A 20,410-nucleotide genomic window follows, 5' to 3' on the forward strand; every position below is an offset into this window, starting at 1 on the left:
CGAGCGAACTGAAATGACATTTACCGTAACCCCCCTTAACCCGGCCATTGGCGCGCGGGTCGAAGGCATCGATCTGGCCTCGCCCATCAGCCCCGCCCAGCAGCAGGCGCTCGAACGCGCCCTGCTTGACCATCAGGTGCTGTTCTTCCGCAACCAGCCCCTTACCCCCCGGCAGCAAGCGCGCCTGGCAATGGAGTTCGGCGAGCTGCACATTCATCCCATTTACCCGAACGTGCCCGAGCAGCCCGAAGTGCTGGTTCTGGATACCGCAGTGACAGACGTGCGCGATAACGCCATCTGGCACACCGATGTGACCTTCCTCCCTACGCCCGCCATGGGCGCGGTGCTGGCGGCCAAACAGGTGCCGGCCTACGGTGGCGATACCCTCTGGGCCAGTGGCATCGCTGCCTGGGAAGGGCTGTCGGCGCCCATGCAACGCTTGCTCGAAGGGCTGACCGCCACCCATGACTTCACCAAATCCTTCCCGCTTGAGCGGTTCGGCAGCACGCCGGAGGATCTCGCGCGCTGGGAGGACACCCGTCGGCGCCATCCGCCCGCAAGCCACCCGGTGATGCGTACGCATCCCATCAGCGGGCGCCGGGCGCTGTTCGTGAATGACGGCTTTACTACCCGGATCAATGAGCTGTCCGAACAGGAAAGCGCCGCCCTGCTGCCGATGTTGTTCGCCCATGCCACCCGGCCGGAATTCACCGTGCGCTGGCAATGGCAAGCCGGTGATGTAGCCTTCTGGGATAACCGGGTTACCCAGCACTATGCGGTGGATGATTACCGACCGGCCCGTCGGGTGATGCACCGGGCGACTATCCTGGGTGACGCCCCGTACTGAAACGGGCTTGCCGGTGCTTCGTACTTGGCAATGGCCCAGCAATGGAGTTTGCCAATGCCACCTCGCTACCTTGCCGCCCTGCTGTGCCTTGCCTGCGTTTTAACCGCGCCTGTGAAGGCTGACGACGCCCTCCAGGCGGTGCCGGTAAGCCCCGAATATGCCTTGGCCGCATTCGCCAACCAATCGGTGACGGCGGCCGAGCAGGCACCCGAGGTGGAACAGGCGGTGATTATCCTGCATGGGGTTCGGCGCAATCCGCAGGATTACTTCCATATTGGCCAGCAGATACTGGCCGCCGAGCACTGGACTGATGTCCAAACGCTGCTATTGGCGCCAGGGTTCTTCACCGCTCGGGATAACCCGAACGCGGCCGACGTTCCGTTGTGGGATCGGCGATGGATGCAAGGCAGCCCGTCGGTACAGGGCCAGGCAGGTATTACCCCGGTGCAGGCCCTGGACGACCTGCTGGCGTGGTTGGGCAATGGTGAACGCTATCCTCGGCTCAAGCGCATCCTGCTGATCGGCCATTCGGCGGGCGGCCAGTTGCTGCAGCGTTATGCCGTATTCGGGAATGCCGAGCAGCGCCTTTCCTCCCGGGAGGTTGAGGTGCGCTACGTGATCTCCAGCCCGTCGAGCTACCTCTACTTCGATGACCGCCGCCCTTCGGGAGCTGGCTTCGATGAAGCCGCGGTTGCTCATTGCCCTGAGGTAAACCATTACCGCTATGGCCTTGAGGGCGTGCCAGGTTATCTGGCAGCCCAGCCCATAGCGGCGCATGCGCTGTTCGAGCACTACGCGAAGCAGCACATCTCGTATCTGGTAGGCGCGGCGGACAACGATCCGGGGCACCGGTTGCTGGACAAAACCTGCGCAGCCGAAGCGCAGGGCAGCTCGCGCCTGGACCGCCAACGGCATTTCCTTGCCTATGAACGGCTGCTTGGCCAGCAATGGCATGCCTCTGTTGCACACGCGCAGGCCGAGGTGCCTGGGGTGGGCCATAACGCCGAAGGCCTCTACGCCTCGCCGGTAACGCTCAAATTGCTGGCCAATGGCAGCAGCCACTGATTTTCATCCACCGCGGGGGCGCGCTGGGCTATGGTTGGTTGCCTGGATTTCTTATTTTTCGAAGGAGCGTGTGATGGTCAAGCCTGGTCAAAAAGTTGCCCTCGTCACCGGGGCGTCCCGCGGAATAGGCGCCGCGCTGGCACTGCGCCTGGTGGATGAGGGCTATGCCGTCGCTATCAACTATGCCCGCAGCGCAGCAGAGGCCGAGGCACTGGTAAAGCGGATCACCGACGAGGGCGGCCGGGCCGTTGCCATTCAAGCAGACGTGTCGAAGAGCGAAGACGTGCGACGCCTGTTCGACGAAACCGAGAACCAACTCGGCAAGCTGGACGTGCTGGTGAACAACGCTGGCGTGCTGAAAATGGTTTCGTTGGCTGACAGCACCGATGAGCTTTACGAAAACACGTTCAACATCAACACCCGCGGTACGTTCAATACCCTGCGCGAGGCCGCGCGCCGCATGAACGACGGCGGCCGTATCGTGAATTTCTCCAGCAGCACCGTGGGCATGAACCTGCCCAACTACTCGATCTATATCGCCAGCAAGGCAGCGGTGGAATCCTTCACCAAAGTGTTCGCCCAGGAACTGCGCGGCCGCCAGATTACGGTAAACGCCGTGGCGCCAGGTCCGGTCGCGACCGAGCTGTTCTTCGAAGGCAAAAGCGACGAGCAGGTACAGGCCCTGGCCAAGCGCCCGCCTTTGGAACGCTTGGGCGAACCCGACGACATCGTCAGTGTGGTCGCTTTCCTGGTGGGGCCGGAAGGCTGCTGGATCAACGGGCAAGTGCTTCGGGCGAACGGCGGCATCGTTTAACCGCCGCCCATTCACTTACCGCACCAGGTGCAGGAACTGCATGTGCCGCTCGTACTGGTCGAGCATGTCGGTGATGATCTGGTCCTTGTGGTAGCCCACAAGGTCGTAATCCTGGCTACCCTCGGCCAGATGCACTTCGGCGCGGTAGTAGCGGCGGTTCTTCAGCTCCCGGTTGCCCATGCTGCCCCGGGCGAACGAAGGCGTGAAATACCCGCGCATGCGCACCTGGTACACGAACGGGCGCTCTTCGCCATGGGTCACGATCAGGCTTTCGGCCCCGTGGCCCGTGTCTTCTTCGACCCGAGCGTTGAGCCCCTTGCCCACAAACTCGGCGCACACGTCCTGCATGGCGGGGCGCACCGAACCTTCCATGAAACGGTATACCTCGTCCCGCGACGGGAAGTGCACCGCCTGGCTCAGGCGCTGGCGCCAGCCGCCACGGCCGCGGGCACGCCCGGCCAATGTGGTGGGGGCCAGCGAGTACAGTTGGGCGATCTGCCGCTGGGACTCCATGTAGAACGCCTTGTGCAGGCCCCACATCATCAGCAAGAGGATCAACGAAAACGGCAGCGACGTCAGTACCACCGCCGACTTCAATGAATCGATGCTGCCAGCGAACAGCAGGCCACCCGTCACCAGCGCCGTGGCAGTGCCCCAGAACACCCGCAGCCACTTGGGCCCGTCTTCATCCGGGCTACCGCCCTTGGCCGACAGAGTGGACAGCACTACCGTGCCTGAGTCCGCCGAGGTCACGAAGAACACGAAGCTTACGAATACCGTTACCCCGATAACCGTGCGGCTCCAGGGGTATTGCTGCAACATCAGGTAAAGGGTGCGAGAGGGATCAGCGACCGCTGAACCTGCCAGGTCCAGCACGCCGTGCAGTTGAAGGTCCAGCGCACTGTTGGCAAAGATGGACATCCACGCCAAGGTGAAGCCCAGCGGGATGAACAGCACCCCGAATACGAACTCGCGGATGGTTCGTCCGCGGGAAATACGCGCGATGAACAGGCCTACGAACGGGGCCCACGCGATCCACCACGCCCAGTAGAAGACCGTCCAGTCGCCCAGCCAGCCGCCGGCGTCACCGTAGGCATAGAGGTCAAAGCTCTTGGCAGGCAGTACCGACAGGTAGTCGCCGATGTTCTGTACCAGCGTGTTCAGCAAGTGCTGGGTAGGCCCGGCGAAGAGCACGAACAGCAACAGGCCGCAGGCGAGCAGCATGTTCAGGTCGGACATCAGGCGCACACCCTTGTCCACGCCCGACACGGCTACCAGGATCGCCGCACCCATCATCAGCGCAATCAACCCCAGCTGTACCCATTGGCTATGGGGCACCCCAAACAGCTGATCCAGCCCGGCATTGAGGTGCAGTACCCCAAAGCCCATGTCCGCGCCCAGGCCGAACACCGTCGCGATGATGCCGAAACCATCCACTGCATAGCCGATCGGGCCATTGATGCGCTTGCCAATCAACGGATACAACGCAGAGCGCAGCGCAAGCGGCAGGTTGTGTCGATAGGCGAAATACCCCAGCGCCATGCCCACGAACGCAAACACGCCCCAGCCATGCAGGCCCCAGTGCAGGAACAGAATCTGCATTGCCTGACGCCCGGCGGCTGCGGTACCCCCTTCGCCCACAGGTGGCTGGGAAAAGTGGGTAAGGGGCTCGGATACGCAAAAGAAAAACAGCGTGATGCTGATACCAGCGGCGAACAGCATGCCGGCCCAGGACAAATAGCTGAATTCCGGCTCGTCGTGGTCGGCGCCCAGCTTGATCCGCCCGTACCCCGACAAGGCAGTGACCACCACGAACACCAGATAAAGGGTCATGGCCAGCAGGTAATACCAGCCAACGGTGTTGGCGGCCCAGCTCTGCGCGGCGAGCAACCAGGCCCCGGCCTGGGCAGGGAAGGCCAGCACAACGGCAGCGAAGAGAAGGATGGCACCCGCGGCAAAAGCGAATACTGGCGGGTTCATACGAACAGGTGCGGAAAGACTGCTCACGGACAGGTCGGGCCTCCGGATGAACGCAGCATGCGAACATGTTTAAGTTGAACGAGCGTTCAATTTAAACATGATTATCCGTTGAGGCCAAACCGCCACGGCCAGTCGGTACCGCAGCTGAAGCCGATTCAGCGCGTACTGCCTTCATCCTGCTGCAGGCTGGCCTGCGTGAGGTTGCTGCCTGGCGGCACGCTACGGGTGAGCCACACATTGCCCCCGATGGTCGAGCCTTTGCCAATGGTGATCCGCCCCAGGATGGTGGCCCCGGCATAGATGACCACGTCGTCTTCCACGATGGGGTGGCGCGGCAAGCCCTTCTGCAGGGTGCCATCTTCCGCAGCCGGGAAGCGCTTGGCGCCCAGCGTCACGGCCTGATAAATGCGCACCCGCTCGCCGATGATCGCGGTTTCGCCGATCACCACGCCCGTGCCATGGTCAATGAAGAAGCTTGGCCCGATCTGGGCGCCAGGGTGGATATCAATGCCCGTGGTTGAATGCGCCAGCTCCGAAGCGATACGGGCAAGCAGTGGCAGCCCTGCCTGATACAGGTGGTGGGCCAGGCGGTGGTGAATGACTGCCAGCACGCCGGGGTAGCACAGCAACACTTCATCCACGCTGCGCGCCGCAGGGTCGCCTTGGTAGGCGGCCAGTACGTCGGTATCGAGCAGTTGGCGAATGCCTGGCAAGGCGGCGGCAAAGCCCTGCGTGAGGCGCAAAGCGGTCGCGTCCAGCGCCTCGGTATTGCATGGGCCATGGCGCCCGGCATAGCGAAGCTCCAGGCGCGCCTGGGTCAGCAGCCCATTGAGTGCGGCATCCAGCGTGTGCCCCACGTAGAAGTCTTCACTTTCCTCGCGCAGGTCCACCGGCCCCAGGCGCATCGGGAACAGCGCGCCGCACAACAGCTCGAGAATGGTTGCCATGGCTTCCCGAGAAGGCAGCTCGCGCCCGCCGGTGGAACCGCAGCTGCGGCCGTTCTGCCGGCGCCATTGTTCGCGCGCGGCGCGCAGCTCACCGACAATGCTTTTCAGTTGCCAGTGGCCGCCGTTCTGGCCCCAGCCTTGCCCATTTTCGCTCACGGTCGCTTCTCCTGCGGTTAAGGGCGGTGCATACGGCTCGGGTATGCGCCGCTCCGGCGCCTACTGTACGGGAAATCCGACGTATCAAAAAATAACCGTTTTTGCGCGCTACCCTGCGGTCAGGAATATGTAACAACCTCGCTAAAGTGGGGTCGAGAACGTATTGCCTGGGCGTGGTGCCATGCCTATAGTCGCGGTTCGTCCACTTATCGGATACTTCATGATCACCGAGCAGCTTTCCCGTTTCGCCCGCCTGGACCTGATGCCTGCCGCTACGCCGCTGGAAAAGCTCAACCGGCTTTCCACCTGGCTGGGCCGTGACGTCTACATCAAGCGCGACGACCTCACGCCACTGGCGTTGGGGGGCAACAAGCTGCGCAAGCTGGAGTATCTGGCGGCCGACGCCCTCGCGCAGGGCGCCGATACCCTGGTAACCGCCGGGGCGATCCAGAGCAACCATGTTCGGCAAACCGCCGCCCTCGCTGCCCGCCTGGGGCTGGCCTGCTTCGCCCTGCTGGAAAACCCCACCGGCACCACCCAGGCCGATTACCTGCATAACGGCAACCGCTTGCTGCTGGACCTGTTCGACGCCCGGGTCGAGCTTGTGGAAAACCTCGATAATGCTCAGGCTTCGCTCGAAGCATTGGCGGCGCGCCTGCGTACCGCTGGCAAGCAGCCTTATATCGTACCCATCGGCGGCTCCAGCCCAGTGGGCACGCTCGGTTACGTACGGGCCGGGCTTGAGCTTGCCGAGCAGATCACCGCCAGCGGCGTTGAATTTTCCGCCGTGGTGCTGGCCAGTGGCAGTGCAGGGACCCATGCGGGCCTTGCCTTGGCCCTGAGTGAACAGCTCCCGCACCTGCCGGTGATTGGTGTGACGGTTTCACGGGATGAAGATCAGCAGCGGCCCAAGGTCCGCCAATTGGCCGAGGCCACCGCCGAGTTGCTGGGTGTGCCGGTGCCAGCGGACTTCAAGGTTCACCTCTGGGACGAGTACTACGCGCCTCGCTACGGCGAGCCGAGCGCAGGGGGGCTGGCCGCGATCAAGCTGCTGGCAGGCCAGGAGGGCATATTGCTTGATCCCGTATACACCGCCAAGGCCATGGCAGGCCTGCTTGATGGCATAGGCCGCCAGCGCTTCGACGACGGCCCGATCCTGTTCCTGCATACCGGCGGCGCACCCGCGCTTTTCGCCTATACCGATGCCTGGTCAGCCTGACCTCCTCTCTTACAAAAAAGGATATCCCATGCGCTTGAACGCTCTGCGTCGCCAGTTCGCCGTCACCGCCCTGGTGCTCGCCACCGCCTTTGGGGCTCAGGCCCAGGCTGGCGAGCAACTCCAGCAAATCAAGGACCACGGTGCGATCAAGGTAGGCCTTGAAGGCACCTATCCGCCGTTCAGCTTTGTGGACGAAAGCGGCAAATTGACAGGCTTCGAAGTGGAACTGGCGCAGGCACTGGCCAAGGAACTGGGCGTAAAGGCAGACGTTCAGCCCACCAAATGGGACGGTATCCTGGCAGCTTTGGAATCGAAGCGGTTGGATGTGGTGATCAACCAGGTGACCATCTCCGATGAGCGCAAGAAAAAATACGACTTCTCGGTCCCCTACACCGTGTCCGGCATTCAGGCCTTGACCCGTAAGGCAGACGCAAGCTCGATCAGCAAACCGGCGGACCTGGCCGGCAAGAAGGTGGGCGTAGGCCTCGGTACCAACTACGAGCAGTGGCTCAAGCAGAACGTACCGCAGGCGGACGTGCGCACATACGAAGACGACCCAACCAAGTTCCAGGACCTGATGAACAAACGTATCGACGCGATTCTGGTGGACCGCCTGGCCGCGCTGGATACCGTGAAAAAAACCGGTGACCGCCTGGCCGTGGCTGGCGATGCCTTCTCACGGCAGGAAGCCGGCATTGCCCTGCGCAAGGGTGAGCCCGAGCTGCTCAAGGCGGTGGACGATGCGTTGGCCAAACTGCGCAAGGACGGCACCCTTGCCCAGCTGTCGCAGAAGTGGTTCGGCGCTGATGTAACGCAATGAATCAGGAAAGTCTGCGCGTTGCCCTGGAGTCACTACCCTTCCTGCTCCAGGGCGCCTGGTTTACCGTGATTCTCAGCCTGGGCGGCATGTTCTTCGGCCTGCTGCTCGGCTTTGCGCTGGCACTGATGCGCCTGTCCCGGCTGGTGGCACTGCGCGCGGTGTCGCGGGTGTATGTGTCGTTCTTTCGCGGCACGCCGCTGCTGGTGCAGCTGTTCCTGATTTATTACGGCCTGCCTTCCATAGGGCTGGAACTGAGCCCGCTCACGGCAGCCTTGATCGGCTTTTCGTTGAACATGGCCGCCTATGCGTGCGAAATCCTGCGTTCGGCCATCAGTTCCATCGACCGGGGCCAATGGGAAGCGGCTGCCAGTATCGGCATGACCCGTGCGCAAACCCTGCGCCGCACCATCCTGCCCCAGGCCGCTCGCACGGCCCTGCCACCGCTGGGCAACAGCTTTATCTCGCTGGTGAAGGACACGGCCCTGGCCGCTACCATCCAGGTGCCGGAGCTGTTCCGCCAGGCGCAGCTGGTAACGGCGCGTACCTTCGAAATTTTCGCCATGTACCTTACGGCCGCGTTGATCTACTGGGTGCTGGCCAGCATCCTCGCGCACTTCCAGAACCGCCTGGAACAGCGTGCCAACCGCCACGACCTGGAGCGCTAAGCAATGATTGTGGTGGAACACCTGACCAAGCGATTCAACGACACCACCGTGCTGGACGATGTGGACCTGAAGGTGAACGAAGGAGAAGTGGTGGCGATCATCGGGCCTAGCGGCTCGGGGAAAACCACCTTCCTGCGCTGCCTTAACCTGCTGGAAACACCCAGCGCCGGCCAGATACAGGTCGGCGCAGTGCACATCGATGCCGGCCAGCCTATCGCCCGACAGCAGGCGGCGGTTCGGCAACTGCGCCAGCAGGTAGGTTTCGTGTTCCAGAACTTCAACCTCTTCCCCCACCGCACCGCGTTGGAAAACGTGATCGAAGGGCCTGTGGTGGTTAAAAAGGTGCCTCTGGACCAAGCCCAGGCTCTGGGCCGTTCACTGCTGGCCAAGGTAGGGCTGGCGGGCAAGGAAGACGCTTATCCGCGCAGGCTTTCCGGGGGCCAGCAGCAGCGCGTCGCCATTGCCAGGGCATTGGCGATGGAGCCGCAGGTGATTCTGTTTGACGAGCCCACCTCGGCGCTGGACCCGGAACTGGTTGGCGAAGTGTTGGCAACCATTCGCGGGCTTGCCGAAGAAAAACGCACCATGGTGATCGTGACCCACGAAATGAGCTTTGCACGCGACGTGGCCAACCGGGTGGTTTTCTTCGACAAGGGCCGGATCGTTGAACAGGGCGATCCCAAGGCGTTGTTTGCCTCCCCTCAGCATGAGCGCACCCGGCAGTTTTTGGGGAAGTTTCTGGGATAAAGCGCTGACATTCCGCTTCTAATCCAAGCACAAACGGTTATTTCAAATCGGCTTCAAGCTACTTTAGGGTATAACCACCGGACCACCGGACCATCACATGCACGCCGCCTTTGTGCGGTATCTATTTCGTGAGGACGGTATGGTTCGCGCTTCCCTGTTTACCCCACTACGGGTACTGCTACTCAGTGCCGGCCTGATTGCCGGCGCCGCTCATGCCGCCGATGCGCCTTTGAAGGTAGGCACCACCGCCGCCTTTGCCATTCCCCTCGAAGCCGCTGTGGCTGAAGCAGAGAAGCAAGGGCTCAAGGTGGAGCTGGTGGAGTACACCGACTGGATCGCGCCTAACGTGAGCCTGGCCGCTGGCGACATCGACGTTAATTACTTCCAGCACATCCCCTTCCTGGAAAATGCGAAGCAGGCGGCAGGGTTCGACCTGGTGCCTTACGCGCCCGGCATCATCAACAACGTGGGCCTCTACTCCAAGCGTTTCAAAAGCTTGAACGACTTGCCACAGGGCGCATCGGTCGCCATTGCGAACGACCCGATCAACAGCGGTCGGGGCCTTCAGCTCCTGGCCAAGGCTGGGCTTATCGGGCTCAAGCCAGGTGTGGGCTACAAGGCCACCGAGGATGATATTGTCAGCAACCCCAAGCAGCTGAAAATCCTTCAGGTGGAGGCGGTACAGCTGGTAAGGGCGTATGACGACGCCGACCTGGTGCAGGGCTACCCGGCCTATATTCGCTTGGCCAAGACGTTCGACCCGGAGTCCGCGCTGCTCTTCGACGGCCTGGACCATCCGGAATACGTGATTCAGTTCGTGATTCAGCCCCAGAAGAAAGACGACCCCCGGCTGGCCAGATTCATTGATATCTACCAGCACTCGCCAGTGGTGAAGGCGGCGTTGGACAAGTCTCTGGGCACGCTGTACCAGGTCGGCTGGAAGGGGTAAGCCATGAATGCCCCTTCGCTACGCTTGATCGATAACACGCGCCTGGCCGAAACCAGCCAAGCACCCGACCCTGCTCGGGGCGCACCACATATCTGCCTTCAGGGCGTGAGCAAGGTGTATCAAGGCCCGCTCGGGCCCGTGCAAGCGCTCCGGGATATCAACCTGGAGATTCAGCGGGGCGAGATCTTCGGCATTATCGGGCGAAGCGGCGCCGGCAAATCGTCCCTGTTGCGTACATTGAATCGCCTCGAGTCGCCGACGGCCGGCGACGTGATCCTGGACCAGATCAACCTGGGGACTTTGAACGAAGATCAACTGGTGGAAGCGCGTCGCGGCATTGGCATGATCTTCCAGCACTTCAACCTGATGTCGGCAAAAACCGTGGCGCAGAACGTGGAGCTGCCCCTGAAGGTCGCTGGTGTGTCTCGGGCGATACGGGAGCGCAAGGTCGCCGAGCTGCTGGCCCTGGTGGGGCTGGAGGGCAAGCACCACGTTTACCCCGCGCAGTTGTCCGGCGGCCAGAAGCAGCGCGTGGGTATTGCCCGCGCGCTCGTGCATGACCCCGCCGTATTGCTGTGCGACGAAGCGACTTCCGCGCTAGACCCCGAAACCACGGCATCCATCCTGCACCTGCTGCGCGATATCAACCAGCGCCTTGGCCTCACCATCGTGTTGATAACCCATGAGATGGCGGTTATCCGGGATATCTGTGATCGCGTGGTAGTGCTCGAACAGGGCGAGGTGGTAGAGCAAGGGCCGGTGTGGCAGGTATTCGGCAATCCGCGCCATGAGGTAAGCCGTACCTTGCTCGCCCCGCTGCAACATGGCCTGCCCGCCGCGCTCGCAGGGCGCTTGCAACCCGTTCAGCACCCCGGCGCATCGCTGGTGCTGGCGTTACGCTTCACCGGCGCCAGTGCCACCGTGCCGGACCTGTCCGGGCTGTTTCGTGCCCTGGGTGGGCATGTACGGCTGCTGCACGGCGGCATCGAGCAGATCCAAGGGCACACGCTCGGCCAGCTGGTGATTTCGGTGGCCCAGTCGCCGCTGGAGCCTGCTCAGTTGATCGAGCGCGCCGGCCAGTGGACCGAACAGGTAGAGGTACTGGGTTATGTGGATTGATCGCTTGCTGCAAGGTGCGCTGGATACCTTGTTGATGGTGGGGCTGAGCTCCCTGATTGCACTGTTGGTGGGCATTCCCATGGCGGTGATTCTGGTGACCAGCGACCGCGGCGGTATCTTTGAAGCGCCCGTGGTGAACCGCTTGCTGGGTGGCTTCGTGAACCTGTTCCGGTCCATTCCGTTTTTGATCCTGATGGTGGCGCTGATCCCCTTCACCCGCTGGATCGTTGGCACCACCTATGGCGTGTGGGCCGCGGTGGTACCGCTGACCCTCGCCGCCACGCCGTTCTTCGCCCGTATCGCCGAAGTAAGCCTGCGTGAGGTGGACCACGGCCTGATCGAAGCCGCCCAGGCCATGGGCTGCCGGCGCTGGCACATCATCTGGCACGTACTGCTGCCCGAAGCCCGGCCCGGCATTGTCGGGGGCTTCACGATTACCTTGGTCACCATGATCAACAGTTCAGCCATGGCCGGCGCGGTCGGTGCCGGTGGCCTGGGTGACATCGCCTATCGGTATGGCTATCAGCGCTTCGATACCCAGGTGATGCTCACCGTGATCGTGCTGCTGGTGGCGCTGGTAGCGGTGATCCAGTTGGGTGGCGACAGGCTGGCGCAGCGGCTGAACAAGCGCTGATATCCAGCCGGCGATAGTGCCTAAGGCACACCTACTCCTTCACCCGATACCAGGCCACGTACAGCGCCGGCAGGAACAGCAAGGTGAGCAGCGTGGCGCTGATGATGCCGCCGATCATGGCGTAGGCCATTGGCCCCCAGAACACTTCCCGGGCGATGGGGATCATGCCCAGGCTTGCAGCGGCCGCCGTGAGCAGAATCGGCCTGCGCCGGTGCTGGGTCGCTTCCACCACCGCATCCCACGGCTTGTAGCCATCACGCTCGAAGATGTCGATCTGGGTTACCAGGATTACTGAGTTGCGGATGATGATCCCGATCAGCGCCAGCACACCCAGGATCGCCACGAAGCCCAGCGGCGTGCCGGTCGGTACCAGCGCGACCACCACGCCAATCAGCCCCAATGGCGCGACGCTGGCGACCAGGAACATCTTCTGCACGCTGTGCAGCTGGATCATCAGGAAGGTCGCCATCAGGAACAGCATCAACGGCACAACCTGGGCAATCGGGCCCTGGGCCTTGCCGCTTTCCTCGACGGTGCCGCCGGTGGTGACCTTGTAGCCCGTGGGCAGGTCGGCCGAGAAGCGGTCGATGTCGGGCTTGAGCTGGGTGACCAGGTCGGTAGGCTGAATGCCGTCACGTACCGCTGCCTTGAGCGTTACGGTGGGGAGGCGATCACGGCGCCACACCAGAGGCTGCTCCAGCTCGTAGCGCACGGTGGCGAACGAGAGCAAGGGGATGGACACGCCACTGGGCGTAACGATCTGCAGGTTCTGCAGGGTTTCTGGCGAGTTCCGCTCGGCGTCCTCGGCGCGCCCGATCACATCCACCAGGTAAATGTCGTCGTTCACCTGGGTAATGGTGGTGCCCGTGACAATGGTGTTCATCAGCTTGGCCACGTCCTCGGAAGACAACCCTAGCTGCCGTGCGCGGTCCTGAGCGATGTCGATGCGCAGCACCTTGCCCGGCTCGTTCCAGTCGAAAATCATATCGCCCACGTGTGGGTTTTTATCGAGCAGCGTGGCCAGGTCGATAGCGTGCCGGCGCACCTCATCCAGGTCACGCCCGCTTACACGGTATTGCAACGGCCGCCCTACCGGCGGGCCCATCTCGAGGGGTTGCACATAGGTGCCGATGCCCACGAAGTCCGTGCGCAGTTTTTCTCGCAAGCGCTGGGCCAGTGCTTCGCGCTGTTCCAGGCCTTTGCTGACGATTACCAGCTGAGCGTAATAGGGGTTTTGCAGTTGCTGGTCCAGCGGCAGGTAAAAGCGGATCGCGCCTTCGCCAATGTAGGTGCTCCAGCGCAGAATGTCCGGGTCGCCCTTGATCAAGCCTTCCAGCTTGTCCACGGCCTTGGCGGTTTCGTGAATCGAAGCGTTCTGCGGCAGGTTAAGGTCAACCAGCAGCTCGGGCCGGTCCGAGGACGGGAAGAACTGGTTTTGCACGAAACGCATGCAGAACAGCGACAGCGCGAACAGCAGCAGGGTACCGATGATGGTCAGCCAGCGGTGGCGCATGCAGCCCACCAGCGCGTTGTTGAACGCTCGGCCCACGCGCCCAGGCTCGTCGGAGTGCTTCTTGGCGACTTTCTCGCTGAGGATATGCACGCCGATCACGGGCGCAAAGAACACCGCCACCACCCACGACACCAGCATGGCAATCGCAATCACTGCGAACAAAGTGAAGGTGTATTCGCCCGCGGAGCTGGCGTTCAGCCCGATAGGCGTGAAACCGGCCACCGTTACCAGCGTGCCAGTCAGCATGGGGAAGGCCGTGGAGGTGTAGGCAAAGGTGGCGGCTTTCTCGCGGCTGTCCCCCAGCTCAAGCCGAGTGACCATCATCTCTACCGTGATCATGGCATCGTCTACCAGCAGGCCCAGGGCAATGATCAGTGCACCGAGGGAAATCCGCTGCATGGTGATGCCGCTGTATTCCATGAACACGAACACCATGGCCAGCACCAACGGGATCGAGCACGCCACCACCAGCCCGGCGCGAATGCCGAGGCTGACGAAGCTCACCAGCATCACGATCACCACGGCCTCGAACAATGCACTGGTGAAGCCGCCAACGGCTTTCTCCACGACGGCAGCCTGATCGGAAACCGTGTGGACGCCCACGCCAACCGGCAGCTCAGCGGTGAGCTCACTCATACGGCCGTGAAGGTTTTCGCCGAATTCCTGGATATTCCCGCCGTCGCGCATCGCCACGGCCAAACCAATGGCTGGCTGGCCGTTGAAGCGAAACAGCGGCGCAGGAGGCTCGGCGTAGCCCCGGGTGATTTCCGCCACGTCAGCCAGCCGATAGAAACGGTCATTCACGCGCAGGTTCAACTCGCGCAGGTCCGCTTCGGAATGGAACTGGCCACTGGTGCGCACCGAGATCCGCTCCGGCCCTGCCTCGATCACACCCGCTGGCGTGACGGCATTCTGTGCCTGCAGCGCCTGTACGACTTCACGCTGGTCCAGCCCCAGGGCCGCCAGCTTGCGCGTGGAGAAGTTCAGGTAGATCACTTCGTCCTGCTCGCCGATCATTTCCACCTTGCCCAGGTTGGGCACCTGGCGGATGCCCGCGCGCACCTGCTCTACGTAGTCGCGTAGCTGGCGCATGCTCAAGCCATCGGCGGTAAACGCGTAGATGGAGCCGAACACGTCGCCGAACTCGTCGTTGAAGGCCGGCCCCTGCAAGCCCTGGGGGAAGTCCCCGCGGATGTCGTCGATCTTCTTGCGCACTTCGTACCAGATGTGCGGAATGGCGCCTGCCTTGGTCGTGTCGCGCAGGTACACAAACACCGTGGATTCACCCGGCCGCGTGTAGCTCTTGGTGTAATCCAGTGAGTCGAGCTCTTCGAGCTTTTTCTCGATGCGGTCCGTGACCTGCTTGAGGGTTTCATCCTGGGTCGCACCGGGCCAGCGGCTCTGGATCACCATGGTTTTGATGGTGAACGCCGGATCTTCCTCGCGACCCAGTTTCATGTAGGAAAACACGCCCATAAGCAGGGCAACGAACATCAGGTACCACACGAACGACTGATGCCGCAGCGCCCAGTCCGAGAGGTTGAACTTGCTGCCGCTCATTGGGCCTTTCCTTGGTCTGTCTTGATCTGTTGCCCCGGCTTGAGGCTGTTGAGCCCGGCAATGGCCACCTTCTCTCCCGGACGCACGCTGGCGTCGATGATCGCGGTATCAGCCTTGCGTTCCAGCACATTCACTGTGCGGGGGGCTACGGTATGGGCCTGCTCGTCGATCACCCACACGCGGGTGTGGCCGTCGGCTTCCTGCAATGCGCGAAGCGGCACTTCGCCACGCGGCGCTACCTTGTGGGTCAGGGTCACACTGATGGCGGTGCCCAGCCGCAAGCCCGGTGGGGTTTGCGCAAGGCTCAGGCGCACCTGGCGAGTGCGGGTGGTGCTGTTGGCCTGGGGTTCTATTTCGCGCAGGGTGGCGTGGCTGGCCACGGTCGGGTCCAGCTGCGCTTGCACGTAGAAATCCACGTCGCGGGGCAGTTCCTCAACCAACGTGGCTGGCAGGTCGATCACCGCTTCCTTCACGTCGGGCCGCGCGAGGGTCACTACTTCCTGGCCCGCCGCTACCACCTGACCCGCCTCGGCGCTGAGTGCGGTGACCACCGCATCGTGGTCGGCGCGCAATTCGCTGTAGCCCACCTGGTCCCTGGCCTGGCTTACCGCGGCCTTGGCTTGTTCCAGCGAGGCGCGAGAGGTTTTCAGGTCGGCCGTGGCGCGGTCCAGCAGCGCGGCGGAGCCTACGCCTCGGTCGTACAGTTCCTGTTGTCGGCGGCTGTTCGCCTGGGCATTGATCCACTGCGCCTCGACGCGGCTGAGGTCGCCCTCGCGAGAACGCAACTGGTTCTGCTGATCGGTCGGGTCCAGCACCGCAAGCAGGTCGCCGGCCTTCACTTCGTTGCCCACATCGACCAGCCGGCGCGCGATGCGCCCGCTCACCCGAAAGCCCAAGGTGCTTTCATAACGGGGCTCGATGTTACCGGCGAAGCGCCCCAACTCCTGCTGGGTCACAGCCACCACCGGCGCGGACAGCACCGGGCGGACAGGTTCGGGAGGCGGAGCATCCTCGCCGCAGCCGGCAAGCAGTAACAGCGGCAGCGCACGCCACAGCTTCATTGCGCAGCCTCCTGGGCCACTTCGACCTCCATGTCCGGGTGCAACAATTGCCCACCTGCAATCACCACCCGGTCCCCGGCGGACAAGCCATCGGTGATCACCACTTTGGCGGTGAGGTAGCGGCCCACCGTCACCTTGTGAAGGCTGACTTTGTTGTCCTTGATCAGCCACACGGCTGGGTCGTGCATGTCTTTGGTCAGCGCTGCCCAAGGCAGTTCGATCGCAGGCTTTGAAGGCGCGGTCAGCGAACCGCTCACCACCGAACCCAGGTGCATCCTGGCCGGCAGGGTTTCCAGGGCGACCTTGACCTGAAGCGTGCCCGTTTGCGCCGACACCGTAGGCGTGACTTCGCGCACCTTGCCTCGCACGGTCACACTGGGATCTTCCAGCAGCCGTACCGTGATGGGCGCCTCACCGGTAGGTTTGATGAACAGGGCTTCATACACGTTGAACACTGCGTCGCGCTCGCCGTCTCGCGCCAGGCTGAACATGGGTTGGGTGGCCTGGACTACCTGGCCCACTTCTGCCTGGCGCGCGGTAATCACGCCGGCGGCGTCTGCTACCAGGTCGGTGTAGCCCAGCTGCTCACGCGCGTTCGCCAGCTCGGCGCGGGCGGCAGCGAGGGCACTCTGGCTGCTTTTCAGCGAAGCCTGGGCAGAATCGTATTCACTGCGGCTGGTATAGCCCTTGGGGAGCAGCTTGGCCTGGCGCTCGAAGGCCAGGCTGGCTTGGGTAACGCGAGCCTGTTCGGCCGCTACGGCGGCAGCGGCGGAGTCCACGCTGGTTTGCAGGTCTTTAGGGTCCAGCCGGGCGAGCACTTGCCTCGGAGTGACCCGATCGCCTACATCCACCATACGCTGGACAACCTTGCCGCCTACCCGGAACGAGAGCTGCGTCTGTACCCGGGCCTGGACATCCCCGGTTACCTCGACCTTGGGGGCGAAATCAACGGCCTGTACGGTCTGCACGTTCACCCGTGGCCGCTCGGGCTGCGAGGCCGGCTTTTCGCCACAGCCCCACAGCATCGCGATCACCACCCAGGCCGCTCCTCTACCCCACACACGCGTCATGCACACTCCCTTTGCACGCTGAATCTCGTGATGCGACTGTAACCGATTGTGAGTGGTTCATTACGGCTTGAGTGCCGCGAAAGGAAAAAAACGTGGTGCCGGGAGGGGAATGAACAGGCGGGAGCGCCTGACTGATCAGTCATCAGCCAGGCGTTTGTTTCACTTCAGGCTCAGAACGCTGGCAGTACCGCGCCGTTGTACTTCTTCTCGATGAAGGCTTTCACTTCTGGCGAAGTCAGGGCTTTGGCGAGCTTCTGGATGGCGTCGCTGTTCTTGTTGTCCGGGCGGGCAACCAGGTAGTTCACGTAAGGCGAGTCGCTGCCTTCGATCACCAGCGCATCCTTGGCAGGGTTCAGGCCTGCTTCCAGGGCGTAGTTGGTGTTGATCATGTCCAGGTCAACTTCATTGAGCACGCGTGGCAGCATGGCCGATTCCAGTTCCTTGAACTTGAGGTTCTTGGCATTGGTGGCGATGTCTTTAGGCGTGGCCAGGGCGTTGGTCGGGTCCTTCAGGGTGATCAACCCGGCCTTTTGCAGCAACAGCAGGGCGCGGCCGCTGTTGCTGCCCTCGTTAGGGATGGCCACGGTTGCGCCGTCTTTCAGGTCAGACAGGCTTTTGACTTTCTTGGAGTAACCGCCGAAGGGCTCGACGTGAACACCGATCACGGTTTCAAGGTGCGTGCCTTTACCTTCGTTGAAGTTTTTCAGGTAGGGCAGGGTCTGGAAGTAGTTCGCGTCCAGGCGCTTCTGATCAACCTGCACGTTAGGCTGCACGTAGTCGGTGAATACCTTGATTTCCAGGTCTACGCCTTCCTTGGCCAGGGTTGGCTTGACCAGTTCGAGGATCTCGGCGTGAGGGATCGGAGTGGCCGCGACCACGAGCTTTTCGCCCGCGTGGGTAAAACCGGCAAGGGACAGCGCAGCGGTAAACGCCGAGAACAGCAGAGCCTTTTTCATGGAAGATCCTTGTTTTATCAAAGTGCCAGCAGTCTGGCATGGCGGGGACAATACTCAATTCCCTTATGCCAATGAAATACCTTTTTTCTAGCTGCTTATGAATTTTGTTCAAGTGCGTGGGTATAGCGGTGGATCAGCGAGAGGGCTGCATCTCGGTCATTAGGCCCCAAGCCGCTCAAACACAGCGCCAACTGCCGCTCCAGCGCGGTGAGGTGATTGCCTACGCCTGCCTGATTGAGGTGCTCCGGCAAAATGTCTGTGCCCTCGCTTACCAGCAATGAGAAGTGTACGACGCTCTCGAGTTCGCGGGTGTTGCCGGGCCAGGCATGGGAAATCAGCACCCGCGCCGCGGCTTCGCTGAACGTGGGTACGGGCAGGCTCAGCCGTTGGCTGTACACGCCGAGAAAATATTCCGCCAGGGAAAGAATGTCGCCAGGCCGCTCCCGCAGGGCCGGCAACTCCACCCTGCCCTCGTCCAGATACCGCCATAGCCGCTCATTGAACTTGCCTGCGGCGACCGCGCGGCTAAGGTCGATACTGGATGCGGCCACCAGCCGTACATCCACAGGGGTGGGCTGTGAAGCACCGAGCCGCACCACTTCGTGGTTTTCCAGTGCCTCGAGGAGGGCCACCTGGATGGGCAATGGCAGGTCGGCGATTTCGTCCAGGTACAACGTGCCGCCGTTGGCGGAGCCGAACCAGCCCGCCCGGCTGGCTGCCGAACCCGACCAGGCGCCCGGGGTGTGACCAAACAGCTCAGCCTGGGCATAGGTGGGGCTAAGGGCACCACAATTGACTGAAACGAACAGCCCCGGCCGGTCGCTGGCTTTGTGCAAATGGCGGGCAAGCAACTCTTTGCCCGTGCCGGTTTCACCATGTATCAGCACCGGCAGCGCGCCGGGGGCCAATACTTCCATGCGCTCCCGCAACGCTTGCGAACGAGGGTCGACGAATACCAGCGCCTTGGCGCTGATACTCAAGGGGCTTCGGTCGGCGTCAGGAAAGGTCAGCAAGGGTTGCCCGGCGGTAACACTCAAACTCATGTTTTACTCCCGCCCCGCCGTTATGGCGAAGGCTGCATCAGGCGCGGCGAAGCCCGTTTCTCTGTGCCCGGCCTTGCAGGCGATAAAGGTACGCGAAGCCCTGCTCCCAACGACGGTGGCCGGACTTCACATTAATATGTCCAGCGCCTGTAAGAATGCCGGCCTCGGCGCCCCAGTCCCGGGCCATCTCCAGCGCCCGTGCCACTGTCGCGGCCGGGTCGTTGTCAGACCCCACGACCTGGCTGGGAAAGGGTAAGGGGCTGCGTGGAACCGGGGCGAAATTGGCCAATGCCGCCGGCCGGTTCGCCCTTTCCACGTCGGCGGGCGCTACCAGCAATGCGCCTTGAACACGCCGCAACAAATGAACCGGTGCGTGTTCCGCCCAATGGGCCACCGTAATGCAACCCAGGCTGTGAGCGATGATGACCGTAGGCTTGCTGCTTTGAGCAATGGCGTGGTCCAGCGAGGCGACCCAGTCTTCCCGGCGCGGGTTCATCCAGTCTTCCTGCTCCAGCCAGTGGCTGTTGGGAAGGCTGGCATGCCAATGCTGTTGCCAGTGGCCAAGAGGGGAGCCTTGCCAACCAGGTACGATCAGGTATCGAATGGAATCTGTGCGCATGATGGCATCTCCTGCCCCTGTCTGCTTTCATGGTGAAAGTATAGGGACCCGCCATATATACGTTAAGGAATAAGAAGCTATTTATTAATAACCGGGAATGCTAACCATGAGAACCCTGACCGAGTACCTTGGCCAGTACGCCGCTTACCACCGTGACCCGCGTAACATCGCCACGCATTTCATTGGCATTCCCTTTATCGTACTGGCGGTCGCGATTCTGCTATCGCGCCCGAACTGGTACGGCATCACTCCGGCCCTGCTGGCTACGCTTGCCGCCTGCGTCTTCTACTTACGCCTGGACAGGCAGCTAGGGCTGTTGATGTCTGCCCTGCTCGCCCTGAGCCTATGGTTTGGCCATGCGGTGGCCTCGCTGTCGACCACCAGCTGGCTGTCCATTGGCGTTGGGCTGTTCGTGGTCGGCTGGGCGATACAGTTTTTGGGCCATCACTATGAAGGGCGCAAGCCTGCGTTCATCGACGACATCAGCGGGCTGATCATCGGCCCGCTGTTCGTGGTGGTGGAGTTCGGGTTCCTGCTGGGGCTGGGGCATGAGCTGAAGGCGCGGATCGAGACGGGTACGCCCCTGCCGTGACGTTCTGCAGCCCTTCCCGGGCCTTGCCCGAAGG

The 20,410-nt window shown here is 62.4% G+C and carries 19 protein-coding genes; 11 read left to right on the forward strand and 8 right to left on the reverse strand.

The features are described from left to right. Positions 1-13 precede the first annotated feature (13 nt). The 3 genes from tauD (at position 14) to LG385_RS19925 (ending at position 2,726) form a co-directional block, all read left to right on the forward strand. On the forward strand, positions 14-847 hold the full coding sequence (gene tauD, locus LG385_RS19915; RefSeq protein WP_225775615.1) for a taurine dioxygenase: 834 nt from the start codon (positions 14-16) through the stop codon (positions 845-847). Positions 848-901: 54 nt separating this feature from the next. Next, a complete protein-coding gene (locus tag LG385_RS19920) occupies positions 902-1,912 on the forward strand; it encodes a hypothetical protein (protein ID WP_225775616.1) in 1,011 nt (336 codons plus the stop codon). Positions 1,913-1,985: 73 nt separating this feature from the next. Further along, a complete protein-coding gene (locus tag LG385_RS19925) occupies positions 1,986-2,726 on the forward strand; it encodes an SDR family oxidoreductase (RefSeq protein WP_225775617.1) in 741 nt (246 codons plus the stop codon). Between the two features lie 15 nt (positions 2,727-2,741). Here the strand turns inward: LG385_RS19925 and betT are convergent, their stop codons facing one another. After that, on the reverse strand, positions 2,742-4,706 hold the full coding sequence (gene betT, locus LG385_RS19930; RefSeq protein ID WP_225775618.1) for a choline transporter BetT: 1,965 nt from the start codon (positions 4,704-4,706) through the stop codon (positions 2,742-2,744). Between the two features lie 155 nt (positions 4,707-4,861). Beyond that, the gene (gene epsC, locus LG385_RS19935) at positions 4,862-5,809 is read right to left on the reverse strand and encodes a serine O-acetyltransferase EpsC (RefSeq protein WP_181113870.1); all 948 of its coding nucleotides are present in this window, start codon (positions 5,807-5,809) and stop codon (positions 4,862-4,864) included. A 220-nt stretch (positions 5,810-6,029) separates the two neighbouring features. Between epsC and LG385_RS19940 the strand changes: the two genes are divergently transcribed. From LG385_RS19940 to LG385_RS19970, 7 genes are all read left to right on the forward strand, one after another. Next, complete coding sequence (locus tag LG385_RS19940) at positions 6,030-7,028, forward strand: D-cysteine desulfhydrase (RefSeq protein WP_225775619.1); 999 nt, start codon at positions 6,030-6,032, stop codon at positions 7,026-7,028. 28 nt (positions 7,029-7,056) lie between these two features. Next, positions 7,057-7,848 (forward strand): cystine ABC transporter substrate-binding protein, encoded by a 792-nt coding sequence (gene tcyJ / locus LG385_RS19945; protein ID WP_225775620.1) that lies wholly within the window; start codon positions 7,057-7,059, stop codon positions 7,846-7,848. Continuing rightward, positions 7,845-8,513 (forward strand): cystine ABC transporter permease, encoded by a 669-nt coding sequence (gene tcyL, locus LG385_RS19950; RefSeq protein ID WP_181113876.1) that lies wholly within the window; start codon positions 7,845-7,847, stop codon positions 8,511-8,513. Before tcyJ ends, tcyL begins: the two co-directional genes overlap by 4 nt. Positions 8,514-8,516: 3 nt before the next feature. Next, entirely contained in the window at positions 8,517-9,260 is a 744-nt protein-coding gene (gene tcyN, locus LG385_RS19955) for an L-cystine ABC transporter ATP-binding protein TcyN (protein WP_225775621.1), read from the forward strand. 139 nt (positions 9,261-9,399) lie between these two features. After that, positions 9,400-10,209, forward strand: coding sequence for a MetQ/NlpA family ABC transporter substrate-binding protein (locus LG385_RS19960; RefSeq protein WP_225775622.1), 810 nt, complete (start codon positions 9,400-9,402; stop codon positions 10,207-10,209). A 3-nt stretch (positions 10,210-10,212) separates the two neighbouring features. Further along, entirely contained in the window at positions 10,213-11,328 is a 1,116-nt protein-coding gene (locus LG385_RS19965; protein WP_413247337.1) for a methionine ABC transporter ATP-binding protein, read from the forward strand. Beyond that, a complete protein-coding gene (locus LG385_RS19970; RefSeq protein WP_181113887.1) occupies positions 11,318-11,962 on the forward strand; it encodes a methionine ABC transporter permease in 645 nt (214 codons plus the stop codon). The genes LG385_RS19965 and LG385_RS19970 overlap by 11 nt, the downstream gene beginning before the upstream one ends. A gap of 31 nt (positions 11,963-11,993) precedes the next feature. Here LG385_RS19970 and LG385_RS19975 read toward each other — a convergent pair whose 3' ends face one another. The 6 genes from LG385_RS19975 to LG385_RS20000 all read right to left on the reverse strand — a co-directional run bounded on the left by LG385_RS19975 (position 11,994) and on the right by LG385_RS20000 (position 19,784). Beyond that, a complete protein-coding gene (locus tag LG385_RS19975) occupies positions 11,994-15,035 on the reverse strand; it encodes an efflux RND transporter permease subunit (RefSeq protein WP_225775623.1) in 3,042 nt (1,013 codons plus the stop codon). Next, complete coding sequence (locus tag LG385_RS19980) at positions 15,032-16,096, reverse strand: efflux RND transporter periplasmic adaptor subunit (protein ID WP_225775624.1); 1,065 nt, start codon at positions 16,094-16,096, stop codon at positions 15,032-15,034. The genes LG385_RS19975 and LG385_RS19980 overlap by 4 nt, the downstream gene beginning before the upstream one ends. Next, on the reverse strand, positions 16,093-17,166 hold the full coding sequence (locus LG385_RS19985; protein ID WP_225775625.1) for an efflux RND transporter periplasmic adaptor subunit: 1,074 nt from the start codon (positions 17,164-17,166) through the stop codon (positions 16,093-16,095). Before LG385_RS19985 ends, LG385_RS19980 begins: the two co-directional genes overlap by 4 nt. Positions 17,167-17,336: 170 nt before the next feature. Then, positions 17,337-18,122: a MetQ/NlpA family ABC transporter substrate-binding protein gene (locus LG385_RS19990; protein WP_225775626.1), complete on the reverse strand. Its 786-nt coding sequence runs from the start codon at positions 18,120-18,122 to the stop codon at positions 17,337-17,339. A gap of 95 nt (positions 18,123-18,217) precedes the next feature. After that, a complete protein-coding gene (locus tag LG385_RS19995) occupies positions 18,218-19,165 on the reverse strand; it encodes a sigma 54-interacting transcriptional regulator (protein ID WP_225775627.1) in 948 nt (315 codons plus the stop codon). A 37-nt stretch (positions 19,166-19,202) separates the two neighbouring features. Then, the gene (locus LG385_RS20000; protein WP_225775628.1) at positions 19,203-19,784 is read right to left on the reverse strand and encodes an alpha/beta hydrolase; all 582 of its coding nucleotides are present in this window, start codon (positions 19,782-19,784) and stop codon (positions 19,203-19,205) included. A 106-nt stretch (positions 19,785-19,890) separates the two neighbouring features. On the opposite strand from LG385_RS20000, the gene LG385_RS20005 reads away from it, so the two are divergent. Then, positions 19,891-20,376 (forward strand): DUF962 domain-containing protein, encoded by a 486-nt coding sequence (locus LG385_RS20005; protein ID WP_225775629.1) that lies wholly within the window; start codon positions 19,891-19,893, stop codon positions 20,374-20,376. Positions 20,377-20,410: the final 34 nt, after the last annotated feature.

It is taken from the genome of Pseudomonas sp. Marseille-Q5115, from assembly GCF_916618905.1.
Taxonomy (GTDB): domain Bacteria; phylum Pseudomonadota; class Gammaproteobacteria; order Pseudomonadales; family Pseudomonadaceae; genus Aquipseudomonas; species Aquipseudomonas japonica_A.

Bases quoted from the DNA above. Each gene is read 5' to 3' on its own strand.
- tauD (WP_225775615.1), top strand. From the start codon at position 14: ATGACATTTACCGTAACCCCCCTTAACCCGGCCATTGGCGCGCGGGTC.
- LG385_RS19920 (WP_225775616.1), top strand. From the start codon at position 902: ATGCCACCTCGCTACCTTGCCGCCCTGCTGTGCCTTGCCTGCGTTTTA.
- LG385_RS19925 (WP_225775617.1), top strand. From the start codon at position 1,986: ATGGTCAAGCCTGGTCAAAAAGTTGCCCTCGTCACCGGGGCGTCCCGC.
- betT (WP_225775618.1), bottom strand. From the start codon at position 4,706: ATGAACCCGCCAGTATTCGCTTTTGCCGCGGGTGCCATCCTTCTCTTC.
- LG385_RS19940 (WP_225775619.1), top strand. From the start codon at position 6,030: ATGATCACCGAGCAGCTTTCCCGTTTCGCCCGCCTGGACCTGATGCCT.
- tcyJ (WP_225775620.1), top strand. From the start codon at position 7,057: ATGCGCTTGAACGCTCTGCGTCGCCAGTTCGCCGTCACCGCCCTGGTG.
- tcyL (WP_181113876.1), top strand. From the start codon at position 7,845: ATGAATCAGGAAAGTCTGCGCGTTGCCCTGGAGTCACTACCCTTCCTG.
- tcyN (WP_225775621.1), top strand. From the start codon at position 8,517: ATGATTGTGGTGGAACACCTGACCAAGCGATTCAACGACACCACCGTG.
- LG385_RS19960 (WP_225775622.1), top strand. From the start codon at position 9,400: ATGGTTCGCGCTTCCCTGTTTACCCCACTACGGGTACTGCTACTCAGT.
- LG385_RS19965 (WP_413247337.1), top strand. From the start codon at position 10,213: ATGAATGCCCCTTCGCTACGCTTGATCGATAACACGCGCCTGGCCGAA.
- LG385_RS19970 (WP_181113887.1), top strand. From the start codon at position 11,318: ATGTGGATTGATCGCTTGCTGCAAGGTGCGCTGGATACCTTGTTGATG.
- LG385_RS19975 (WP_225775623.1), bottom strand. From the start codon at position 15,035: ATGAGCGGCAGCAAGTTCAACCTCTCGGACTGGGCGCTGCGGCATCAG.
- LG385_RS19980 (WP_225775624.1), bottom strand. From the start codon at position 16,096: ATGAAGCTGTGGCGTGCGCTGCCGCTGTTACTGCTTGCCGGCTGCGGC.
- LG385_RS19985 (WP_225775625.1), bottom strand. From the start codon at position 17,166: ATGACGCGTGTGTGGGGTAGAGGAGCGGCCTGGGTGGTGATCGCGATG.
- LG385_RS19990 (WP_225775626.1), bottom strand. From the start codon at position 18,122: ATGAAAAAGGCTCTGCTGTTCTCGGCGTTTACCGCTGCGCTGTCCCTT.
- LG385_RS19995 (WP_225775627.1), bottom strand. From the start codon at position 19,165: ATGAGTTTGAGTGTTACCGCCGGGCAACCCTTGCTGACCTTTCCTGAC.
- LG385_RS20000 (WP_225775628.1), bottom strand. From the start codon at position 19,784: ATGCGCACAGATTCCATTCGATACCTGATCGTACCTGGTTGGCAAGGC.
- LG385_RS20005 (WP_225775629.1), top strand. From the start codon at position 19,891: ATGAGAACCCTGACCGAGTACCTTGGCCAGTACGCCGCTTACCACCGT.